The 19,875-nt window shown below is 44.0% G+C and carries 16 protein-coding genes; 12 read left to right on the top strand and 4 right to left on the bottom strand.

Translation table 11 applies throughout. From position 1 onward, the window contains the following. The first annotated feature begins 236 nt into the window (after positions 1–236). The 3 genes from VYM24_RS02050 (at position 237) to rplS (ending at position 2,659) form a co-directional block, all read left to right on the top strand. On the top strand, positions 237–1,085 hold the full coding sequence (locus tag VYM24_RS02050; protein WP_291550181.1) for a CvfB family protein: 849 nt from the start codon (positions 237–239) through the stop codon (positions 1,083–1,085). 121 nt (positions 1,086–1,206) lie between these two features. Further along, positions 1,207–2,166 (top strand): hypothetical protein, encoded by a 960-nt coding sequence (locus VYM24_RS02045; protein ID WP_299095106.1) that lies wholly within the window; start codon positions 1,207–1,209, stop codon positions 2,164–2,166. 139 nt (positions 2,167–2,305) lie between these two features. Beyond that, positions 2,306–2,659, top strand: coding sequence for a 50S ribosomal protein L19 (gene rplS / locus VYM24_RS02040; protein ID WP_007212144.1), 354 nt, complete (start codon positions 2,306–2,308; stop codon positions 2,657–2,659). Here rplS and VYM24_RS02035 read toward each other — a convergent pair whose 3' ends face one another. After that, entirely contained in the window at positions 2,660–3,487 is an 828-nt protein-coding gene (locus VYM24_RS02035; RefSeq protein ID WP_299095098.1) for a DUF6266 family protein, read from the bottom strand. Between the two features lie 536 nt (positions 3,488–4,023). Next, a complete protein-coding gene (locus tag VYM24_RS02030) occupies positions 4,024–5,004 on the bottom strand; it encodes an ROK family protein (RefSeq protein ID WP_330941335.1) in 981 nt (326 codons plus the stop codon). Positions 5,005–5,182: 178 nt separating this feature from the next. Between VYM24_RS02030 and VYM24_RS02025 the strand changes: the two genes are divergently transcribed. From VYM24_RS02025 to VYM24_RS01985, 9 genes are all read left to right on the top strand, one after another. Next, a complete protein-coding gene (locus VYM24_RS02025; protein WP_291552786.1) occupies positions 5,183–5,899 on the top strand; it encodes an ABC transporter ATP-binding protein in 717 nt (238 codons plus the stop codon). A 34-nt stretch (positions 5,900–5,933) separates the two neighbouring features. Beyond that, positions 5,934–7,193: an ABC transporter permease gene (locus VYM24_RS02020; protein WP_291603448.1), complete on the top strand. Its 1,260-nt coding sequence runs from the start codon at positions 5,934–5,936 to the stop codon at positions 7,191–7,193. 27 nt (positions 7,194–7,220) lie between these two features. After that, entirely contained in the window at positions 7,221–8,465 is a 1,245-nt protein-coding gene (locus VYM24_RS02015; protein ID WP_291603446.1) for an ABC transporter permease, read from the top strand. A gap of 80 nt (positions 8,466–8,545) precedes the next feature. Next, positions 8,546–9,646 (top strand): efflux RND transporter periplasmic adaptor subunit, encoded by a 1,101-nt coding sequence (locus VYM24_RS02010; protein WP_291552781.1) that lies wholly within the window; start codon positions 8,546–8,548, stop codon positions 9,644–9,646. A gap of 42 nt (positions 9,647–9,688) precedes the next feature. Further along, the gene (locus VYM24_RS02005) at positions 9,689–11,017 is read left to right on the top strand and encodes a TolC family protein (RefSeq protein WP_007211956.1); all 1,329 of its coding nucleotides are present in this window, start codon (positions 9,689–9,691) and stop codon (positions 11,015–11,017) included. A gap of 33 nt (positions 11,018–11,050) precedes the next feature. Further along, positions 11,051–11,995 carry a glycosyltransferase family 2 protein gene (locus VYM24_RS02000; protein WP_330941334.1) on the top strand — a complete coding sequence of 315 codons (945 nt, stop codon included), beginning with the start codon at positions 11,051–11,053 and terminating at the stop codon, positions 11,993–11,995. Then, positions 11,992–13,089 carry a glycosyltransferase family protein gene (locus tag VYM24_RS01995; protein WP_330941333.1) on the top strand — a complete coding sequence of 366 codons (1,098 nt, stop codon included), beginning with the start codon at positions 11,992–11,994 and terminating at the stop codon, positions 13,087–13,089. The genes VYM24_RS02000 and VYM24_RS01995 overlap by 4 nt, the downstream gene beginning before the upstream one ends. A gap of 290 nt (positions 13,090–13,379) precedes the next feature. Continuing rightward, the gene (locus VYM24_RS01990; RefSeq protein ID WP_330941332.1) at positions 13,380–14,939 is read left to right on the top strand and encodes a glycoside hydrolase family 43 protein; all 1,560 of its coding nucleotides are present in this window, start codon (positions 13,380–13,382) and stop codon (positions 14,937–14,939) included. 37 nt (positions 14,940–14,976) lie between these two features. After that, positions 14,977–17,736 carry an endo-1,4-beta-xylanase gene (locus VYM24_RS01985; RefSeq protein ID WP_330941331.1) on the top strand — a complete coding sequence of 920 codons (2,760 nt, stop codon included), beginning with the start codon at positions 14,977–14,979 and terminating at the stop codon, positions 17,734–17,736. Here VYM24_RS01985 and VYM24_RS01980 read toward each other — a convergent pair. Both VYM24_RS01980 and VYM24_RS01975 read right to left on the bottom strand, forming a co-directional pair. Then, a complete protein-coding gene (locus VYM24_RS01980; RefSeq protein WP_330941330.1) occupies positions 17,733–18,875 on the bottom strand; it encodes a DegT/DnrJ/EryC1/StrS family aminotransferase in 1,143 nt (380 codons plus the stop codon). The two genes, VYM24_RS01985 and VYM24_RS01980, sit on opposite strands and share 4 nt — an antisense overlap. Next, complete coding sequence (locus VYM24_RS01975; RefSeq protein ID WP_330941329.1) at positions 18,872–19,837, bottom strand: GNAT family N-acetyltransferase; 966 nt, start codon at positions 19,835–19,837, stop codon at positions 18,872–18,874. Before VYM24_RS01975 ends, VYM24_RS01980 begins: the two co-directional genes overlap by 4 nt. Positions 19,838–19,875 lie beyond the last annotated feature (38 nt).

Below are 19,875 nucleotides of genomic sequence, written 5' to 3'. Positions count from 1 at the left end.
ATAGAAAAAAGTTATGGCTTAGATTGAAAAGTTATGCCTTATGCTTAATCTTTGCTTAAAAGCGAAGATAAGCTGCATCTTAGCATTAAAAATAATCAAGCTTATTTTGTACTGCCTTTGGTTTGCATTATCTTTGCTTAAAAGCGAAGATAAGCTGCACCTCAGCATTAAAAATAATCAAGCTTATTTTGTACTGCCTTTGGTTTGCATTATCTTTGCCCCAAACGAAAGAAATTATGAGCATCGAATTAGGTAAATTCAATATCTTGCAGGTCGTCAAGGAAGTGGAGTTCGGCATGTATCTGGATGGTGGTGAGGATGGAGAAATCTTGCTTCCTCTGCGTTATGTGCCCGAAGGTTGCCAGCCGGGAGACGAATTGAATGTATTTATATATCTGGATAGCGAGGAACGCCTTGTTGCCACAACATTGACACCGTTGGTGCAGGTAGGCGAGTTTGCCTGTTTGGAAGTAGCATGGGTAAATGAGTATGGAGCATTCTTGAACTGGGGATTGATGAAAGACCTTTTCGTGCCTTTCCGTGAACAGAAGATGAAGATGCAGGTAGGAAAGGAATACGTTATTCATGCTCATTTGGATGATGAAAGTTACCGTATCGTAGCTTCGGCCAAAGTAGATCGCTATCTTTCTAAAGAAGAAGCGCCTTATAAAGCTGGAGATGAGGTGAATATCCTTATCTGGCAAAAAACGGATTTAGGTTTCAAGGCGATTATTGAGAATAAGTATGGTGGTTTGTTGTATGATAGTGAGATATTTCAGCCTTTGCATACCGGCGATCAGGTGAAAGCTTTCATCAAGCAAGTACGTGAGGATGGTAAGATAGACTTGATACTTCAGAAGCCAGGCTTTGAAAAAGTGGATGACTTTTCGAAAACCCTGTTGCAATATATAAAGGATAATGGCGGGCAGATATCTTTGAATGATAAAAGTCCGGCAGATGACATTTATGCCACTTTTGGCGTTAGCAAGAAAACTTTCAAGAAAGGTGTAGGCGACCTTTATAAGAAACATCTCATCCTTTTGAAAGAGGATGGCATCATGTTGGCAAAATCCCCGAAGTCCTAAACAGATTAGGGAAATCCCTATGTAAGAATAGAGAGAAACAAATGAATAGGGGATAATCTTCCCCTATTTTTGTTTCCAGCAAAGAAAAGACAATTCATAAACTAAGTAAAAAAACGCTATCATGAAACGAATATTATTTATCCTGCTTGCCACTTTGAGTACTGCTGTTTGCAGCGCAGGCACGAATGCTATGAGTAATAGCAAAGTACGTAAGGAGACTCGTTTCCTCACAGATAAAATGGCTTACGAGCTGAACCTGAGCACCGAACAATACAATGATGTATATGAAATCAATTATGACTTCATTTCCGGTGTACGTTATGTAATGGATGATGTGCTATATGGTAATGAGTGGGCGCTCAACCGATATTATGACTATCTGGATGTACGTAATGACGATCTCCGCTGGGTGCTTAGTAGCCGACAGTATGCCCGCTTTATGCAGGCGGAGTATTTTTACCGTCCCATCTATACCAGTGGAAACCGTTGGTACTTCCGTGTTTATGTCACGTATACCAACCACAATCATTTCTATTTCCCCCGTCCGTATCACTACCGCACGTATGTAGGCGGACACTATCGCACGCATCATAATAATGTGAGCTATTATCGCGGACGCTACAAACATCCATTTTATAATGGTTCGTATCGTATTCGTGATACCAAGTCCTATACAACACATCGCCGTTCGGATTTTGGCTCTGTAACTGTACGTCCCGGCTCTGACCGTGCGCCGTCGAGAGATGATGTGTACACTACCCGTCGCAGTAGTTCAAGTAGTAATCGCACTACCACTCCAAGCACTACCCGCAGGGAAAGTACGAACAGCAATGCAACTACTAATACCAGCAGCAGTTCACGCAACAATAATAGTAGTTCACGTCGTACCAACAGTAGTACGAAGAGTAATACAAGCTCTTCTCGCCGTAGCAGCAGTACTACACCGAGTACCGAACGTAAGGAAAGCAGTTCTTCCAGTGTACGGAGTTCTTCCGGAAGCAGTACCCGCAGCAGCGGTTCTTCTTCAACAAGAAGAAGCAGTTCCGGTAGTTCCAGCCGTTCTTCAGGCGATCGTCGCTAAGCAAAAAACGAGCGAATTATTTGTGTATCTGCCGAATAATTCGTTCCTTTGCACCGCTTTCGCGCAATCGCTGTCAGGACCTACGAGAGAAGCCTGGTATGTTGCGTTGTAACGATCAAACAATTTAAGAATAATAACAATGGATTTAATTAAAATTGCAGAAGAAGCATTTGCTACCGGTAAACAACACCCGAGCTTCAAAGCAGGTGACACTGTTACAGTAGCATATCGTATCATCGAAGGTAACAAAGAACGTGTACAGCTGTATCGTGGTGTTGTTATCAAGATTTCCGGTCATGGAGACAAAAAGCGTTTCACTGTACGCAAAATGTCTGGTACCGTAGGTGTAGAACGTATTTTCCCAATCGAATCACCGGCTATCGACAGTATCGAAGTGAACAAGGTAGGTAAGGTTCGTCGCGCTAAATTGTACTATCTGCGTGCTCTTACCGGTAAGAAAGCAAGAATTAAAGAAAAAAGAGTTAATGGTTAATCAGCCATACTCTAATTTCGAGATAAAAAAGGGGGACCGATTCGTTGGTTTCCCTTTTTTATTTCTATAAAATAACTCTTGATTGATTGTGAATTGCAATCGGTTAGCTTGCTGTATATAAGGAGCTGAAGGAGAACAAGTATGCTTTTCGGAACTGGAGTTTGCTTGTGTTTCTATTTCAGTCTTGGTTGATTTAACTATAGAAACCGACAGGCGAATACTATTGGCTATAGTATTTCCATCGGTACTGCAAAAACTAAGATAGGCTATCAGCTCATCGTCCTGCCACTCTTCCGGAAGCTGTAGCCAGGCATGACAGTCAGAGCGTAAAGCGGCTTCTGTATTGTAAACGGCTGTCTCTTTGTCTTTGTTGTATACCAGTAACATAGCAATGTCTGTATCTTCTGCATTCCCCATACCGCTATTGTCCTGCCAGTTGAAGTGCATCTTATTTCCGTTTTGCGTAGCTGTACCTTCAAATATCGGCATTAGAGTTCCCATAGAAACCAATGCCCGGTCAAAGTCAATCCTGATCTCTTTTACACTGCCAGTCACGGCTCTTTTCAGAGTATAGGACATAGCGGCGTTGAAGGCGGATTTATCTTGTGTAAATTCCTTGTAACCAATACGTATGAAAGGTTTTATAGCTTTCAGAAAACTGAATGCCGTGGCAAATTTGCCGCGTTGCTCCTGTTGCTTCGGTGTACGCGGATTGCTGACTTTGGCAGCCCGTGCGCGTATATAGTAGTTTGATTTCCAGTGGAATCCTACTATCGGTCCCACTTTACCGGAGAAGCCTCCGAGAATGCCCTGGTTGATAATTCCCATGATATTGTGTTTTTAATTACTTGTTTCTGTTACTGTGCAAATCTATGGAAAATAAATCTCTTCAACCTGCTTTCTGTGATTTTTGCGTTCATTTGCGTCATTTTGCGTAGTTAATTCTTTGATCTTCTCCATTGTATTATGACCTGTCTCCGTTACACCCGGAATGCACTTGCTCCGTATCAAGGCCGTACTTTCTTCGGTCAGAGGTACCTGTGAGTGGAGAAGATACGGAGCAAGTGCGTCTCGGGTATAGTCTATATCAGTAGTTGTATGATGATTAATTCATGCTTGTTACTGACGGATAATTCTTTATTGTTACTTTTTTTATATCAAAATAAAGCTAAGCACTGGAGAGAGCAGGTATCTGCTATATTTGGGCAGGCACTGGAATTGGAATTGCAAAAGTGCGATATGGTTTTGGTATTTTAGGAGCGTACGTCAGTTGCTCATTCAAAATATATTTTTGAAATAAAAAATCCCCCTTCCCCGTTTTACCGGTAAAAGGAGGATTTCACTTAAAATTATGATGGACTTTTTTATTTCAGGTCTCTCAGTTCCCAGCCCAGTGCACTGGCACCTAAAACAGCTGCATCAGAGTTCTTCAACTCAGACATCAACAATTTGGCTTTACCTTTATAGATATTCAGCACATTGTCATCGATAGCTTTCTGGATAGGTTTGAAGATATAATCTCCGGATTTGGCCAATCCACCAAATAGGATAATAGCTTCGGGGCTTGAGAAAGCGATAGCATCAGCAATAGCTTCACCCAGAATGTTGCCTGTGAAGTCGAAAATATCTTGTGCCAGCTTGTCACCTTGAACCGCTGCATCGTATACGTCCTTAGAAGTGATATTCTCAGCAGGGATAGAGCGAAGCAAACTTGGTTCGGTACGTGCAGTCAGGAATTCGCGGGCTGTACGTGCTACACCGGTAGCCGAGCAGTAAGTTTCCAGACAGCCGTGACGTCCGCATCCGCAAAGACGACCATTTTCGCGGCGTATGATAACGTGACCCAATTCTCCGGCAAAACCGTCGTGGCCATAAACCATCTGACCATTGATAACGATACCGCTACCTACACCTGTACCCAGAGTAATCATGATAAAATCTTTCATACCACGTGCAGCACCATAAGTCATTTCACCGATAGCTGCGGCGTTAGCGTCGTTAGTCAATGCAGTAGGTATACCCAGACGCTCCTCGAACATGGCTGCCAAAGGTATTACACCTTTCCAGGGCAAGTTGGGGGCAAATTCGATAGTACCGCTGTAGTAGTTACCATTGGGAGCACCGATACCGATACCTTTGATTTTATCTACACCGCCATTAGCGATAATCAAAGGCAACAGATTCTTGCAGACTGCGTCTACATAATCATCTGCCTGATCGTGAGCGCCGGTTTTGATGGAACCGCTTGCAATAATAGTTCCGCGTGCATCCACAATACCAAAGACGGTGTTTGTTCCGCCTATGTCAATACCTACTACGTAGGGTTTTTCCATGCTTGAATTCATGATATTAATGTTTTGTTTAAAGGGTTAGTTAATTAGTATTATGGTTACAAATTACACAAAGAAAAACGACACTTCAAAATCTTTTTGAAAAAAAGTTCACCCTATTTGCAACTTTTCGTAACATAGCTGCGTCTAATAGTGAAAATTAATAAGAAAACAGACTAAAACAGAGGTATACGTGATACAACTAAAAGACATTAACAAGACCTACAACAATGGAGCACCCCTACATGTGCTCAAAGGCATCAACCTCGATATCAAGCGGGGGGAGTTTGTTTCCATCATGGGAGCTTCGGGTTCCGGTAAATCCACCTTACTTAATATATTGGGTATTTTGGATAACTATGATACCGGTGAGTATTATCTGAACGGCACGCTGATCAAAAATCTCAGTGAGACTAAAGCGGCTGAATATCGGAACCGTATGATTGGATTCATCTTCCAGTCGTTTAACTTGATTTCCTTTAAAGATGCAGTAGAGAATGTGGCGCTTCCGCTTTTCTATCAGGGAGTGAGTCGCCGCAAGCGCAATGCCCTGGCGCTGGAATATCTGGACCGCCTGGGATTGAAGGACTGGGCGCATCACATGCCGAATGAAATGTCCGGCGGACAGAAACAGCGTGTTGCCATTGCCCGTGCTCTTATAACGCAGCCTCAGATTATCTTGGCTGATGAGCCGACCGGCGCTCTTGATAGTAAGACTTCTGTGGAAGTTATGCAGATCCTTAAAGATTTGCACAGGACAGGTATGACGATTGTTGTGGTTACCCATGAAAGTGGTGTAGCTAATCAAACGGATAAGATTATTCATATCAAGGATGGTATTATCGGCAGCATTGAAGAAAATCTGAATCATGACGCTTCTCCGTTTGGAAAAGACGGAATCATGAAATAATGGAAGAATCCTTAATTTTTTAATTAATCCAACTATGTTTGATATTTGGCAAGAAATATACGGAACCATCAAGCGGAATAAGTTGCGTACATTCCTCACAGGGTTTGCCGTGGCATGGGGCATCTTTATGCTGATAGTGCTGCTGGGTGCCGGAAACGGTATCATCCATGCTTTCGACCAGTCGTCCTCAGAACGTGCATTGAACTCTATCCGCATTTTCCCGGGATGGACTTCCAAGCCTTATGCAGGGTTGAAAGAAGGACGCCGCGTTCGTCTGGAGAACAATGACCTGGAAGCTACTGAAAAGTATTTCCCTGATTATGTAATTAGTGCCGGCGCTACTGTGCGGCAGAGCAATGTAAACGTAAGTTTCGGGCAGGAATATGTAAATATCTCCCTGATGGGAGTGCATCCTAACTATACGGAGGTGGAAACTGTGAAAACTGCGGACGGGCGTTTTATTAATCAGAATGACTTGAAAGAACGCCGGAAGGTTATAGTTATACATAAGAAGACTGCTGAAATTCTATTCGACAAAACTCATACCGAGCCTATCGGGCAGTTTGTCAATGCAAGTGGTGTAGCATATCAGGTGGTAGGTATTTATAATGACCAGGGAGATCGTGAAGCCAGTGAGGCTTACATCCCGTTTTCCACTTTACAGACTATCTATAATAAAGGCGAACAGCTGAATAATATCATTTTCACTACTAAGAATCTGGAAACAATAGAGAGTAATGAGCTTTTTGAGGCTAATTATCGCAAGGTGATCGGCGCCAACCGTCGTTTTGATCCTCAGGATAACAGTGCTATTTGGATTTGGAACCGTTTCACTGATTATATGCGGACACAAAATGCAATGGGAATGCTTCGCACAGCTATCTGGGTGATTGGTATTTTCACATTGTTGAGCGGAATAGTCGGGGTTTCGAACATCATGTTGATTACGGTGAAAGAACGTACTCGCGAGTTTGGCATCCGCAAGGCACTTGGAGCGAAGCCATTGTCTATTCTCTGGCTGATTATTGTGGAGAGTGTCACTATTACTACTTTGTTCGGATACATAGGTATGGTGGCCGGTATTGCCGTCACGGAGTGGATGAATTCAGCCTTCGGCAACCAGACTATGGATGCGGGTATGTTCCAGCAAACCATGTTCTCGAATCCGACCGTAGATTTGGGGATTGCCATTCAGGCTACGCTTACCTTGATTATCGCAGGCACGTTGGCAGGATTCTTTCCTGCAAAAAAAGCGGTGAGTATCAGTCCGATAGAAGCATTGAGAGCGGATTAAGTCGAACGTAAATCGTAAATAGAAATTATGAGAATAGATATAGACTCTTGTGAGGAAATCCTCATCACGATTACAAGAAACAAGACGCGAAGTTTGCTGACGGCATTCGGTGTATTCTGGGGTATCTTCATGTTGGTGGCACTCATCGGTGGCGGACAGGGGATGCAGCAGGCTATGAGTTCCCAGTTTGAAGGCTTTGCCACGAACTCGGCTTTTCTGGTTTCGCAGAAGACGGGAGAAGCGTATAAAGGTTTCCGGAAAGGACGCTGGTGGGACCTGGAACTTTCTGATATAGAGCGTTTGCGTCATGGAGTGGATGAAATAGATGTCATCACCCCTTCCATCGCTTATTGGGGAAGAACGGCTATACACGGAGATAAGAAATATGATTGTAGTGTAAAGGGATTGTATCCTGAGTATGAGCATATAGAACATCAGGAAATGGCTTATGGACGCTTCATCAATGATGTGGATATTAAGGAAGCACGCAAAGTTTGCGTAATCGGTAAGCGTGTGTATGAAAGTTTATTCCGTCCGGGAGAGGATCCTTGTGGAAAGTATATCCGGGTAGATGGCATTTACTATCAGGTTATCGGCATGTGCTCGTCCGAGGGTAACATGAATATCCAGGGACAAGCTTCGGAGGCTGTTACTTTGCCTTATACTACCATGAAGCAGGCCTATAATCTGGGTAACCGGATACATGTGGTGTGTTTCACTGTGAAACCGGGTATTAAGGTGACGGATATTCAGGACAAAGTGGAACGCATTGTAAAGGCGGCTCATTACATATCTCCGGATGATAAGCAGGCGGTGATGATGCTGAATGCGGAAGCCATGTTCTCTATGGTGGATAATCTGATGTCTGGGACTCGTATTCTGATTTGGATGGTGGGTTTGGGAACTTTGTTTGCCGGAGCTATCGGAGTATCGAATATTATGATGGTGACAGTGCGTGAACGTACTACGGAAATTGGTATTCGCCGTGCCATTGGTGCACGCCCGAGGGACATTTTACAGCAGATTCTTTCGGAGAGTATGGTGCTGACGACCATTGCTGGTATGGCAGGTATTTCTTTTGCCGTGCTCGTGTTGCAAGTGTTGGAAGCGGCTGCTAATGATCCGGGGCATATAACTACTCATTATCAGGTCTCATTCGGACTGGCTATAGGTACATGTGCATTGCTGATTGCTTTAGGAGTACTTGCTGGTCTGGCTCCGGCTTATCGCGCTATGGCAATCAAACCTATTGAGGCAATCAGGGACGAATAAATAATTAATAATTAAAAGAGGCTTGCAGTGTGTGGGCGTGATATAAAACAGAAATAAAAAAACAATAATATAATAATAGTATGAAAAAGTATCTGAAAATCGCATTATTGGTAGTTGTAGCTGCCATTTTCATCTTTACGTTTGTGTTCCTGTATCAGAAGTCAAAGCCGAAGATTACGGTGTATGAAACGATAACTCCGGTAGTGGCCGACTTGGAAAAAACAACGGTGGCAACTGGAAAGGTGGAACCGAGAGACGAGATTCTTATCAAGCCCCAGATTTCGGGTATCATTGACGAGTTGTATAAAGAAGCTGGACAGAGTATACGCAAGGGAGAAGTGATCGCTAAGGTGAAGGTGATTCCCGAACTGGGTACGCTGAACTCTGCCGAGAGCCGTGTGCGTCTGGCGGAACTTAATGCGAAACAGGGCGAAACGGACTTTGCCCGCATAGAGAAGTTGTTTGAAGACAAGCTGATCAGTCGTGAAGAATATGAAAAAGCCGAGGTCAGTGTAAAGCAGGTGCGTGAAGAGTTGCAGACAGCTAAGGATAACCTGGAAATTGTGAAGGAAGGCATAACAAAGAGCAGTGCTTCTTTCTCAAGTACATTGATCCGTTCCACAATTGATGGTTTGATACTGGATGTACCGGTAAAAGCCGGTAACTCGGTGATCATGAGTAACACGTTCAATGATGGTACGACAATCGCTACGGTTGCCAATATGAATGATTTGATTTTCAGAGGTAAAATTGATGAAACGGAAGTCGGTCGTGTTCATGAAGGTATGCCTGTGAAGTTGACAATTGGTGCTTTGCAGAATCTTTCATTTGACGCTATATTGGAATATATCTCTCCGAAGGGGGTAGAAGAAAACGGTGCCAATCAATTTGAGATAAAGGCAGCTATACAGGTGCCGGATACGGTGATGATTCGTTCGGGGTATTCTGCTAATGCGGAAATTGTACTGGAACGTGCACAAAAGGCGCTTACTTTACCTGAAAGTACTATTGAGTTCAGTGGAGACAGTACATTTGTATATGTGATGACGGATAGTGTGCCTGCCCAGAAGTTCGAGCGTAAAGAGGTGAAAGTAGGTATGAGTGACGGTATCAAGATTGTTATCAAAGACGGTGTGGACGGCAAAGCCAAAGTGCGCGGTGCAGAGAAGAAGGATAAATAAATGCCGGTGAAGTAACCTTGTATAATTCAATAATAACAGATTATGAAGAAGAACTTAATAATAGGATGTATGGCTGTCTTTGCTGTCTCGGTGCAGGCACAGGAGGGCTGGACATTACGCCAATGCATCGACTATGCTATAGAACATAATATCAGTATCCGTCAGAGTGCTAATACAGTGGAACAAAGTGCCGTGAGTGTGAATACTGCCAAATGGGCGCGACTCCCGAACCTGAACGGTAGTGCAGGGCAAAGTTGGAACTGGGGACGTACGCAGACGGCCGTAAAAGATAAAGATACAGGTGATTATTCTACTGTTTATGTGAATACGAGCAGCAATAGTACCGATATGTCCTTATCGACTAATATACCTATATTTACAGGGTTGGAGATTCCCAACCAATACGCATTGGCTAAATTGAATCTTAAAGCGGCTATGGCCGACTTGGAGAAGGCGAAAGAAGATATTTCCATTAATATAGCTTCTGCTTATTTACAGGTGCTGTTTAATCAGGAGTTGCATACGGTTGCTCTTGGGCAAGTGAAACTGAGTAAAGAGCAGTTTGCTCGCATTTCCCGCCTTGCAGAGTTGGGCAAAGCGTCTCCTGCGGAAGTTGCTGAGGCCAAGGCCCGTGTGGCTCAGGATGAGATGAGTGCTGTGCAGGCTGATAACAACTACCAACTTGCTCTATTGGATCTTAGTCAGCTCATAGAACTGGAAACTCCGGAAGGATTTACATTATCAGCTCCGGCTGTAACGCTGGATTTGATTCCTCTGACTCCTCCGGATGAGGTTTATCAAACGGCTTTAACGAATAAGGCTTCTGTAAAGGCAGCGCAATATCGTTTGGCGGGTGCCAAGCATAGCATTCGTATTGCCCAGAGTGATTTTTATCCCCAATTGAGTCTTGGTGGTAGTCTTGGAACAAGATATTATTCTACTATTGACCGTAATTTCAGTCAGCAGTTGCGGGATAATTTCAGTAAGTATGTAGGGTTTAGTCTGAGTGTTCCTCTCTTTAATCGCTTCGCTACCCGTAACCGTGTACGTACGGCACGATTACAGCAAGAGAACTACTCCTTGCAATTGGACAACACCAAGAAAGTGCTTTATAAGGAAATTCAGCAAGCCTGGTACACTGCACTGGCTTCCGAAAGCAAGTATACCAGTAGTAGTACGGCAGCCAATGCCAGTATGGAATCTTTCAAGCTGATGAGTGAGAAGTATGATAATGGCAAAGCTAATGCCGTAGAGTATAACGAAGCGAAACAGAATTTGATGAAAGCCCAGTCTGATGAGCTGCAGGCCAAATATGAATATCTGTTCCGTACAAAGATATTGGACTTCTATAAAGGAATACCGATTGAATAACTTTTTTAGTGTCTTTCTCTTGAAAATCCTTCTTTGGCTGCGAGGCTGGGGGAGGATTTTCTGTATATTTGCCACATGACTCCTTTTATCAGTATAATTATTCCTTTTTATGGTACGGCAGACCCGGTATTGCTGCAACGCTGTATTACTTCTATCCGTGAACAGGGGATGGAAGAGGGGAGTTATGAAATCATTGTGGCGGACGATGGGAGTCAGACTACGGGGGGAGCACGTAATAGTGGAATGCAACAAGCGCATGGTGAATATCTTTTTTTTGTAGATGCTGATGATATTTTAGTACCGAATACACTTCTTTCTTGTTTATCTTTGTTGAAACTATACTCTCCTGATATTCTGAGGTTTGGTTTTAAGGAGTTTACTTGTACCTCTTCGTTGGAGAAGCAGAATCCGACCAATCAACTGCCGTCTTATGTAGAATACTCATCCGGTGCCCACTTCATGGCATTAAATAATTTTACGGGAGTTGTTTGGGCGCATTTCTTCCGTCGAAGTTTATTGGAGACGTCTTCTCTTTATTTCAGTAAGACGAGCCTTTTTGAAGATGAAGAGTTTGTTGCCAAAGCTTACTTCTTCGCCCGAAAAATGTTGGTGACTTCTTATAAAGTGTATGGTTATTACTGTTCATCTTCTTCTTTAACGAGAATGATTGCTGAAGATGAATGTCGGAGGAGGGTATTTGATTTTAAAGAAATGCTTTTTCGGTTGAAAGCGTTTAGGCTGGCCTGTCAGTCTGACGCCTCTGTCGAGCGTTTGGAGGCATTGAATAGACGAATCCATTTTCTTGTTATCGACTATATCCGTCAGATGTGGCGGAATAAATGTAGTATAAATGAGATGAACCGGCAATTAGCTATCTTGAAACGAGAGGGATTAGTACCTTTGCCCTATAAAAAGTATTCTTGGAAGTATCGTTTGGTTTGTCCTGTCATTAATGTTTATATTCGTTTTGTTATATGAAGATATTGTTACTTGGAGAGTTTAGCGGGCTGCATTGGAATCTTGCGGAAGGGCTTCGGGCATTGGGGCACGATGTCTGTGTTGCTTCCGATGGTTGTGGTTGGAGGAACTATCCGCGTGATATAGCTCTTGACCGGCCGACGGATAGTTTGCGTGATGGTATCTGTTGCCTTTTCCGTATATTGCGTCATTTGCCGGGTTTTCGGGGATATGATGTTGTGCAGATTATCAGTCCTTATTTTTTGCGTTTACGCAGTGAACGTACTTTGCCTGTTTACCGTTATTTGCAACGGCACAATGGCAAGGTCTTTTTGGGAGCTTTCGGGACCGACTATTATTATATTCGTACTTGTATGGAAACAAGTACTTTTCACTATTCGGATTTTAAGATCGGAGACCGGTATCGTGATACGGCTTTTAATCAGATTACTCTTCAGGATTGGTATTATGGTGGGGCAGCTCGTGCTACTCGGGCTATAGCCGAAACTTGTAATGGCATTATTGCCTGTTTGTGGGAGTATTACGCTTCCTATCAACCTTGCTTCTCAGATAAGACAACTTTCATTCCTTTACCTATCGATTTGCGTGAGGTAACGTCCCGTGTTCGCGGTGTACCGGAGAAACTGAATTTCTTCATCGGCATTCAGTCTGCCCGCAGTAATTTGAAGGGGACTGATGTTATGCTGCCCGTTCTGCAAGAAGTGCGGCGCAAGTATCCTGAGCTTTGCCGCATCACTGAAGTGCATGATGTGCCTTATGCCCGCTATCAACAGTTGATGGATGATGCTGATGTCCAGTTAGATCAGTTGTATTCGTATACTCCTTCCATGAATTCACTATTGGCTATGGCAAAAGGAGTAACGGTAGTGGGAGGCGGTGAGCCGGAGAACTATGAGATATTGAATGAAACAGAACTTCGTCCCATTATCAATGTTCTGCCCGACGAGCAAGATATTTATCAAAAATTGGAAGATATAGTCCTTCATAAAGAGCGTATTCCGGAATTATCGAAGCAAAGCATTGAATATGTAGCCAAGTATCACGATCATGTGAAGGTGGCTCGCCAATATCTGGACTTCTGGGAAAAACATTAATCATTTCTTCTTGTATTTTGCCCTTGCAATAACTAAGTATTGTAAGGGCAAAATTTTATTAGGCAAAGTAATCGTTCTCCTTTGTCAAAGTAACTCATATTATGCCTTCTAAGTACTTATAGATGCCCGATGTAACGTGAGTGAAAGATTATGAAACATACATCGGTAAAGATGTAATATCAGCGAAAGAATGTGTAAAATGATTATAGGTATCTCTTGGACTCGATACTGTATATTTGCTGTCGGTAAATTTTCTCTTTTCAAAAACAATAATAAAAAAGGATATAACTATGCGAAAACATTTTTGTCTTTTTCTGCTGGCATCTATTTTCTACAGTTATGCGACTCTTGCGCAAAACGCTTCTGCTAAAAATCCGGTGATTCATGCCGATGTACCCGATATGTCAATGATCCGGGTGGGAGATACTTATTACATGAGTAGTACTACCATGCACATGGCTCCGGGAGTGCCCATTATGAAATCTAAGGATCTTGTGAACTGGGAGTTGGTGAGTTATTGTTACGATATACTGGCCGATGTGGATGCACTGAACTTGAATAATGGTAAGAATGCTTATGGCAGTGGTACGTGGGCAAGCTGCATTCGTTATCATAATAATATGTTTTATGTGTCGACGTTCTCCAGTACTACCGGGAAGACCTATATATATACTACGAAAGATATAGAGAAAGGTTCTTGGAAAGCTATTTCTTTTAATCCTTCCTATCATGATCATACTGTTTTCTTTGACGATGATGGTCGTATTTATATCATCTGGGGAGGTGGCAAACTGCATATAGCGGAACTGAAATCCGATTTATCCGGGATCAAAGAAGGTACCGAACGTATCTTTATAGAGAATGCCAGTGCTCCGTCAGGAGATAATGTCGGATTACCTGCCGAGGGTTCACAGTTATTTAAAGTAAATGGGAAGTATTATTTATTTAATATTACTTGGCCGAAAGGAGGAATGCGTACAGTGGTTATTCACCGCGCTGATAATATAAATGGCCCTTGGGAAGGTAGAGTAGCTTTGCAGGATAAAGGTGTTGCCCAAGGCGGCTTGATAGATACGCCTGATGGCAGATGGTTTGCTTATCTTTTCCGTGATAATGGTTCTGTAGGCCGTATCCCTTACCTTGTTCCGGTGAAATGGGAAGATGGCTGGCCGGTTCTCGGAATAAATGGAAAGGTTCCGGAAACATTAGATCTGCCGGCAAGTAAGGGCCTGATACCGGGTATTGTTGCCTCGGATGAGTTTACACGGAAGAAGAAAGATGAGGCTTTGCCGCTGGTTTGGCAGTGGAATCACAATCCGGATAATTCTCTCTGGTCAGTTAGTGAACGGAAGGGATATCTGCGACTCAAAACCGGACGGATAGATACTGATTTCCTGTCAGCAAGAAACACGTTGACACAGCGGACGATTGGTCCGGTATGTTCAGGAACTACTTCTATAGATGTGTCTGATATGAAAGAAGGTGATTTTGCAGGGCTTGCACTTCTTCAGAAGAAATATGGATTGGTAGGTGTGAAATATGAAAACGGGGTAAAGAAGATTGTAATGGTAAGTGCGCAGACTGACAAACCGGAAGAGGTGGAAAGTCTGCCACTGAACCAGAATACAGTATTCCTGAAAGCCGAATGTGACTTCACGGATAGGAAAGATATAGCGGATTTCTACTATAGCCTGGATGGCAAGAAGTGGACAAAAATAGGAAGCCGGCTCAAGATGGCTTATACTCTCCCGCATTTTATGGGATACCGTTTCGGACTATTCAATTATGCTACCAAGACTCCCGGAGGGTATGTGGACTTTGATTATTTCCGTATAAGTGACAGTAAATGAGATAGCGAGTAATTATAAATCAAAATTGATATTAGACATGAAAAAGGTGAAATCGACGCTTTCCGTGGGTAAGCGCGTCATTTTGTTGTCACTTTGTATGACAATGTTTTCAGTGGCAGGTTTTAGCCAAGGGGCTAAAGGTAAAAAGGTGAAGGGTGCTCCGGTATTTTTGCAGGCGGTTTATCAGGGGAATGATCAGGTGTACAACGAGAATCCGTTGCAGGCCGGTGAGTTTTATAATCCCATTTTGCAAGGTTGTTACCCCGATCCGTCCATAACCCGCAAAGGGGATGACTATTTCCTGGTGTGTTCATCATTCGCCATGTTCCCCGGTGTGCCTATCTTCCATTCAAAGGATTTAGTGAACTGGACGCAGATAGGCCATGTGCTGGACCGTACTTCACAGCTGAAAGTACATGATACGGGTATCAGTGCCGGTGTGTATGCTCCCGCCATCAAGTATAACCCCAATAATGATACTTTCTATATGATCACCACTCAGTTTGCAGGGGGATTCGGGAATATCGTTGTAAAGTCAAAAGATCCTTTCAAAGGATGGAGTGATCCTATCAAGTTGAATTTTGACGGTATCGACCCCTCTATCTTTTTTGATGATAATGGCAAGGCGTATGTGGTTCATAACGATGGACCGAAGCGTGGTGAAGAACTCTATAACGGACACCGTGTGATTAAAATCTGGGAGTATGATGTGGAAAACGATCAGGTGATTCCCGGTTCGGATCAGGTAATTGTGAATGGTGGTGTGGATTTATCCAAGAAACCTATCTGGATTGAAGCTCCGCATATCTATAAGAAGAACGGACGTTACTATCTGATGTGTGCCGAAGGCGGTACCGGCGACTGGCATAGTGAAGTAATCTTTGTGAGCGACAGCCCGAAAGGACCCTTTATTCCTGCTCCCAATAATCCTATCCTGAGCCAGAGATACTTGAATCAGAAGCGGAAGAATATGGTGGACTGGGCCGGACATGCCGATTTAGTGGAAGGTCCTGACGGCAAATATTATGGTGTATTCCTGGCTATTCGTCCGAATGAGAAGGGCAGAGTGAACATTGGCCGTGAAACGTTTATCCTGCCGGTTGACTGGTCGGGAGAATTCCCTGTCTTTGAAAACGGATTGATCCCGATGGAGCCGAAGTTGAAAACACCTAAAGGAGTGGAGAATAAAACCGGAAAAGACGGTTACTTCCCCAATGGCAATTTTACGTTCACTGAAAACTTCACATCTCCGCAACTGGATTACCGCTGGATTGGTCTGAGAGGTCCTCGTGAAGAGTTCATCTCAGTACTGAAAGACGGAGGATTGCAGATTATTCCTTTCCCGGTGAACATAAAAGAGGTGAAGCCTACTTCAACCCTCTTCTACAGACAGCAACATAATAACTTCTCGTTTACTACCACATTGCAGTATGCTCCGAAGACAGAGAAAGATCTGGCAGGCATCACTTGCGTGCAGAGTGAGAAATTCAATTATGTCTTTGGCTTGACAAAGAAGGATAAAGATTTCTATATGGTGCTGGAGAGAACGGCAAGAGGTAAATCCGGACTTGTTGCAAGTGCAAAAGTAGATGTGAAGAATCCCATTCAACTGCGGGTAAAGGGTGAAGGAGATGGCTATGGCTTTTATTATTCAACGGATGGAACCAACTTCGTACAGCTGGGAAATACCGTGCCCGGTGATATTCTTTCAACGAACGTGGCAGGCGGTTTCACCGGCTGTCTGATAGGTTTGTATGCTACTTCTGCGAACGATATTGTGGTGAACAACCTGAAAGATGCGTATGCTGATTATTTCACTGTGGGCTGTGCCATAAATATGGCAAATCTGAATTCACCTCAACAGGTGGCACTGATAACTTCCAACTTTAACAGTATCACTGCCGAGAACGATATGAAACCTCAGCCTACAGAGCCTGTAGAAGGACAGTGGAACTGGGAGAACGCTGATAAGATAGCCAACTTTGCCCGTGCCAATAAAATAGGGCTTCGCGGTCATTGCCTTGTCTGGCATGCCCAGACTCCGGACTGGATGTTCCATGATGAAAAGGGAAATTTGGTTTCTAAAGAGGTACTGTTTGAGAGAATGAGGAAGCATATTCATACGATTGTAAATAGATATAAGGATGTTGTCTATGCTTGGGACGTAGTGAACGAAGCAATGACGGATGATCCGAAAGCGGAAGTGCCTTATCGTCAGTCTCTTTATTATAAGATTGCAGGGGATGAGTTCATAAAGAAGGCTTTTGAATATGCTCATGAGGCAGATCCCAAAGCATTGCTTTTCTACAATGATTATAATGAGACCAACCCGGCGAAGCGTGACCGCATTTATAATATGGTTAAAAGCATGAAGGCTGAGGGAATACCCATCTCCGGAATCGGAATGCAGGGACATTATAATACCCTTTCTCCTACGGAGGATGAGTTCAGAAAGGCTATCGAGCTTTATTCGCAGGTGGTTGATAATATCCATATCACTGAACTGGACGTTCGTATAAATACGAGAGAGCAGGGAGGACAGTTGAGTGTGAATCAGGATAACAGGACGTTGGAATTGACTCCTGAAGCAGATGCGGCACAGGTAGCCCAGTATGATATGCTGTTCCGGGTGCTGCGCGAATATAAGAATGTGGTTAGCAATGTTACTTTCTGGAATGTATATGATGGTGATTCATGGCTGGATCGCCGTCGTGGTAACCGTCAGCGTAACTATCCGCTTCTGTTTGACGAAAACTTACTGCCGAAATCTTCGTATTATAAAGTGATGAGTTTCTAAATAAAGGTGTTTGCACAGTCAATGATCCGCTCTATATCTTCATTCGTCAGTAATGGAGATATAGGGAGGCTTAACTCCTCATTATGGATGCGTTCCGTAATGGGGAGTTGTTGCATTCCATATTCTTTTTTCAACGCTTCCTGGCGATGGGGAGGGATGGGGTAATGAATTTGAGTACAAATGCCATGACTGTTGAGATAACGTTGCCATTCATCCCTGCGGGGAGAAAAGACGGGGAAGATATGAAAAACATTGGCTTCATTGATATCATTCGTATGGACAGTACTCTGTAATTCCAGACGCTGCCAGTCAATCCCTTCTTTATATAATTGCGCTATTTCCCTTCTACGGGCATTATCCTGATCCAAACGAGGGAGCTTCACGGAAAGGACTGCCGCCTGCAACTCGTCCAGACGGCTGTTTATTCCTTGATACCGATGGACATATTTCTCCGTGGAGCCATAATTGGCAATGGAACGCACTGTGGCGGCAAGTCTTGCATCGTGAGTGGTTATAGCGCCGCCATCCCCTAATGCCCCTAAATTCTTGGCAGGATAAAAACTGAAAGCAGCGGCATCTCCCAGATTACCGGCACGCAGAGGCTGATTTTCTTTCCCCGGTAAACCTTTGTTCCAGACAGCTCCATGTGCTTGTGCAGCGTCTTCTATGACTTTCAGTCCGTAGCGGTTGGCTAACTTACATATCTCTTTCATGTTAGCTAAACGTCCATACAGGTGGACGGGCAGTATGGCACACGTGCGGGGAGTAATCAGTGTTTCGGCATAGTCGGCATCTATATTGCATGTTTCGAAAGAAGGTTCACAAAGCATTGGTTTCAGATCGGCACGAAGAATGGAAAGCAGGGTGGCAATGTATGTATTGGCAGGAACAATAACTTCATCTCCTGCATTCATCACTCCCAATTCCCGGTAAGCCAGAAATATCAAAGTAAGAGCATCCAGACCATTTCCAGTGCCAACACAATACGCTGTGCCGCAATAAGCTGCAAACTCCTCTTCAAAACGGGCTGTAGCTTCCCCGTGCAGATACCATCCGGAATGGGAAACACGCAACAGAGCATCCGACAGTCCGGGTTCGAAGGAGGCATTGATCTTTTGCAGGTCTAAATACTTTATCATAAGCGTAATTCGTAAACGTCATACATAATTGCTCTTGCACCGAAACCTTCTTTTTGGAAGAGTAATCCCTCGTTCAACATTTGTCCGCCGTGTTCGGTAGATATGCCAAAGTCGAAGTATCGCTTCCGCGCATAACGGTCGTATATTAATTGGTGGAAAAGCAGGTCGAGCGCACCGCATTTCTTTCCGCGTGGGGAAGCTGCGATGTATTGCACGTGGGCTACCTCGTCAGTCTCATACACAATGCATCCACCCAACGTTTCGGCTCCGTCGCATACACGGAAGAGGGAGATCTGGCGGGGGAAGTTGCTGTGCAGGCGGGTAATCTCCTCCAGCGAATGTACGGGAGAGACACCGTATCGTTCGTGCAGGTTTTCTTCCAGTATCGGCCAGAAAGAAGCAAAGTCTTCATCTTCTGCAATCGTCAGTGAGGATGCCAGAGCTTTCTTCAGTTGGCGACGGCGGAGAGTACGGAAAGGTAGGCGGTCGTCCAGTGGAATGACGGATGAGATGCTCCGTGCCACAAGGGTTGCACCCAGCCGGGTGAGGGCGTAAAGGTCTTCTTCTGCAGGATAACGGTGATAGATATGTGGGATAGCACGATAGACTATCGACTGTACACGGCATTCCGTATGCAGATAGTCGAGTGCGGCACGGAATACGTTTTCCACTTGTTGCAGGGTGATGGAAGGAGAAAGGAGCATTCCGCCATACGTCAGTCCCTGATGAGAATAGAAACAACTGCCGGAAAGATTACCGGGAAGCAAGGCTGTTAACTTCCGGTTACAGAAGATCAGCAGGGAACAGTCCCGGAAACGGTCGGCATGATAATCCATATAGTCACGCTGCATGAGGAACGTACCGTTTTTGGAACGGCGTACAAAGCGGTCCCAGCGCTCTTTATCTCCTGCCGAATAGCGGATTATATGCCATTCCTGATCAGTTGCCACACTTGTTTCCATGTATCTGCCTGTCTTTTATATTACTTTCGGAATTCAAA

This window comes from Bacteroides sp. MSB163 (genome assembly GCF_036416795.1).
Classification (GTDB): Bacteria; Bacteroidota; Bacteroidia; order Bacteroidales; family Bacteroidaceae; genus Bacteroides; species Bacteroides maternus.
Note: the sequence above shows the minus strand (reverse complement) of the source record. Positions and strands in the feature narration are given on the sequence as shown.

Coding starts and splice junctions, on each gene's coding strand:
- VYM24_RS02050 (WP_291550181.1), top strand. CDS start 237: ATGAGCATCGAATTAGGTAAATTCAATATCTTGCAGGTCGTCAAGGAA.
- VYM24_RS01985 (WP_330941331.1), top strand. CDS start 14,977: ATGAAAAAGGTGAAATCGACGCTTTCCGTGGGTAAGCGCGTCATTTTG.
- VYM24_RS02045 (WP_299095106.1), top strand. CDS start 1,207: ATGAAACGAATATTATTTATCCTGCTTGCCACTTTGAGTACTGCTGTT.
- VYM24_RS02030 (WP_330941335.1), bottom strand. CDS start 5,004: ATGAATTCAAGCATGGAAAAACCCTACGTAGTAGGTATTGACATAGGC.
- VYM24_RS02005 (WP_007211956.1), top strand. CDS start 9,689: ATGAAGAAGAACTTAATAATAGGATGTATGGCTGTCTTTGCTGTCTCG.
- VYM24_RS01995 (WP_330941333.1), top strand. CDS start 11,992: ATGAAGATATTGTTACTTGGAGAGTTTAGCGGGCTGCATTGGAATCTT.
- VYM24_RS01980 (WP_330941330.1), bottom strand. CDS start 18,875: ATGATAAAGTATTTAGACCTGCAAAAGATCAATGCCTCCTTCGAACCC.
- rplS (WP_007212144.1), top strand. CDS start 2,306: ATGGATTTAATTAAAATTGCAGAAGAAGCATTTGCTACCGGTAAACAA.
- VYM24_RS02015 (WP_291603446.1), top strand. CDS start 7,221: ATGAGAATAGATATAGACTCTTGTGAGGAAATCCTCATCACGATTACA.
- VYM24_RS02020 (WP_291603448.1), top strand. CDS start 5,934: ATGTTTGATATTTGGCAAGAAATATACGGAACCATCAAGCGGAATAAG.
- VYM24_RS01975 (WP_330941329.1), bottom strand. CDS start 19,837: ATGGAAACAAGTGTGGCAACTGATCAGGAATGGCATATAATCCGCTAT.
- VYM24_RS01990 (WP_330941332.1), top strand. CDS start 13,380: ATGCGAAAACATTTTTGTCTTTTTCTGCTGGCATCTATTTTCTACAGT.
- VYM24_RS02035 (WP_299095098.1), bottom strand. CDS start 3,487: ATGGGAATTATCAACCAGGGCATTCTCGGAGGCTTCTCCGGTAAAGTG.
- VYM24_RS02010 (WP_291552781.1), top strand. CDS start 8,546: ATGAAAAAGTATCTGAAAATCGCATTATTGGTAGTTGTAGCTGCCATT.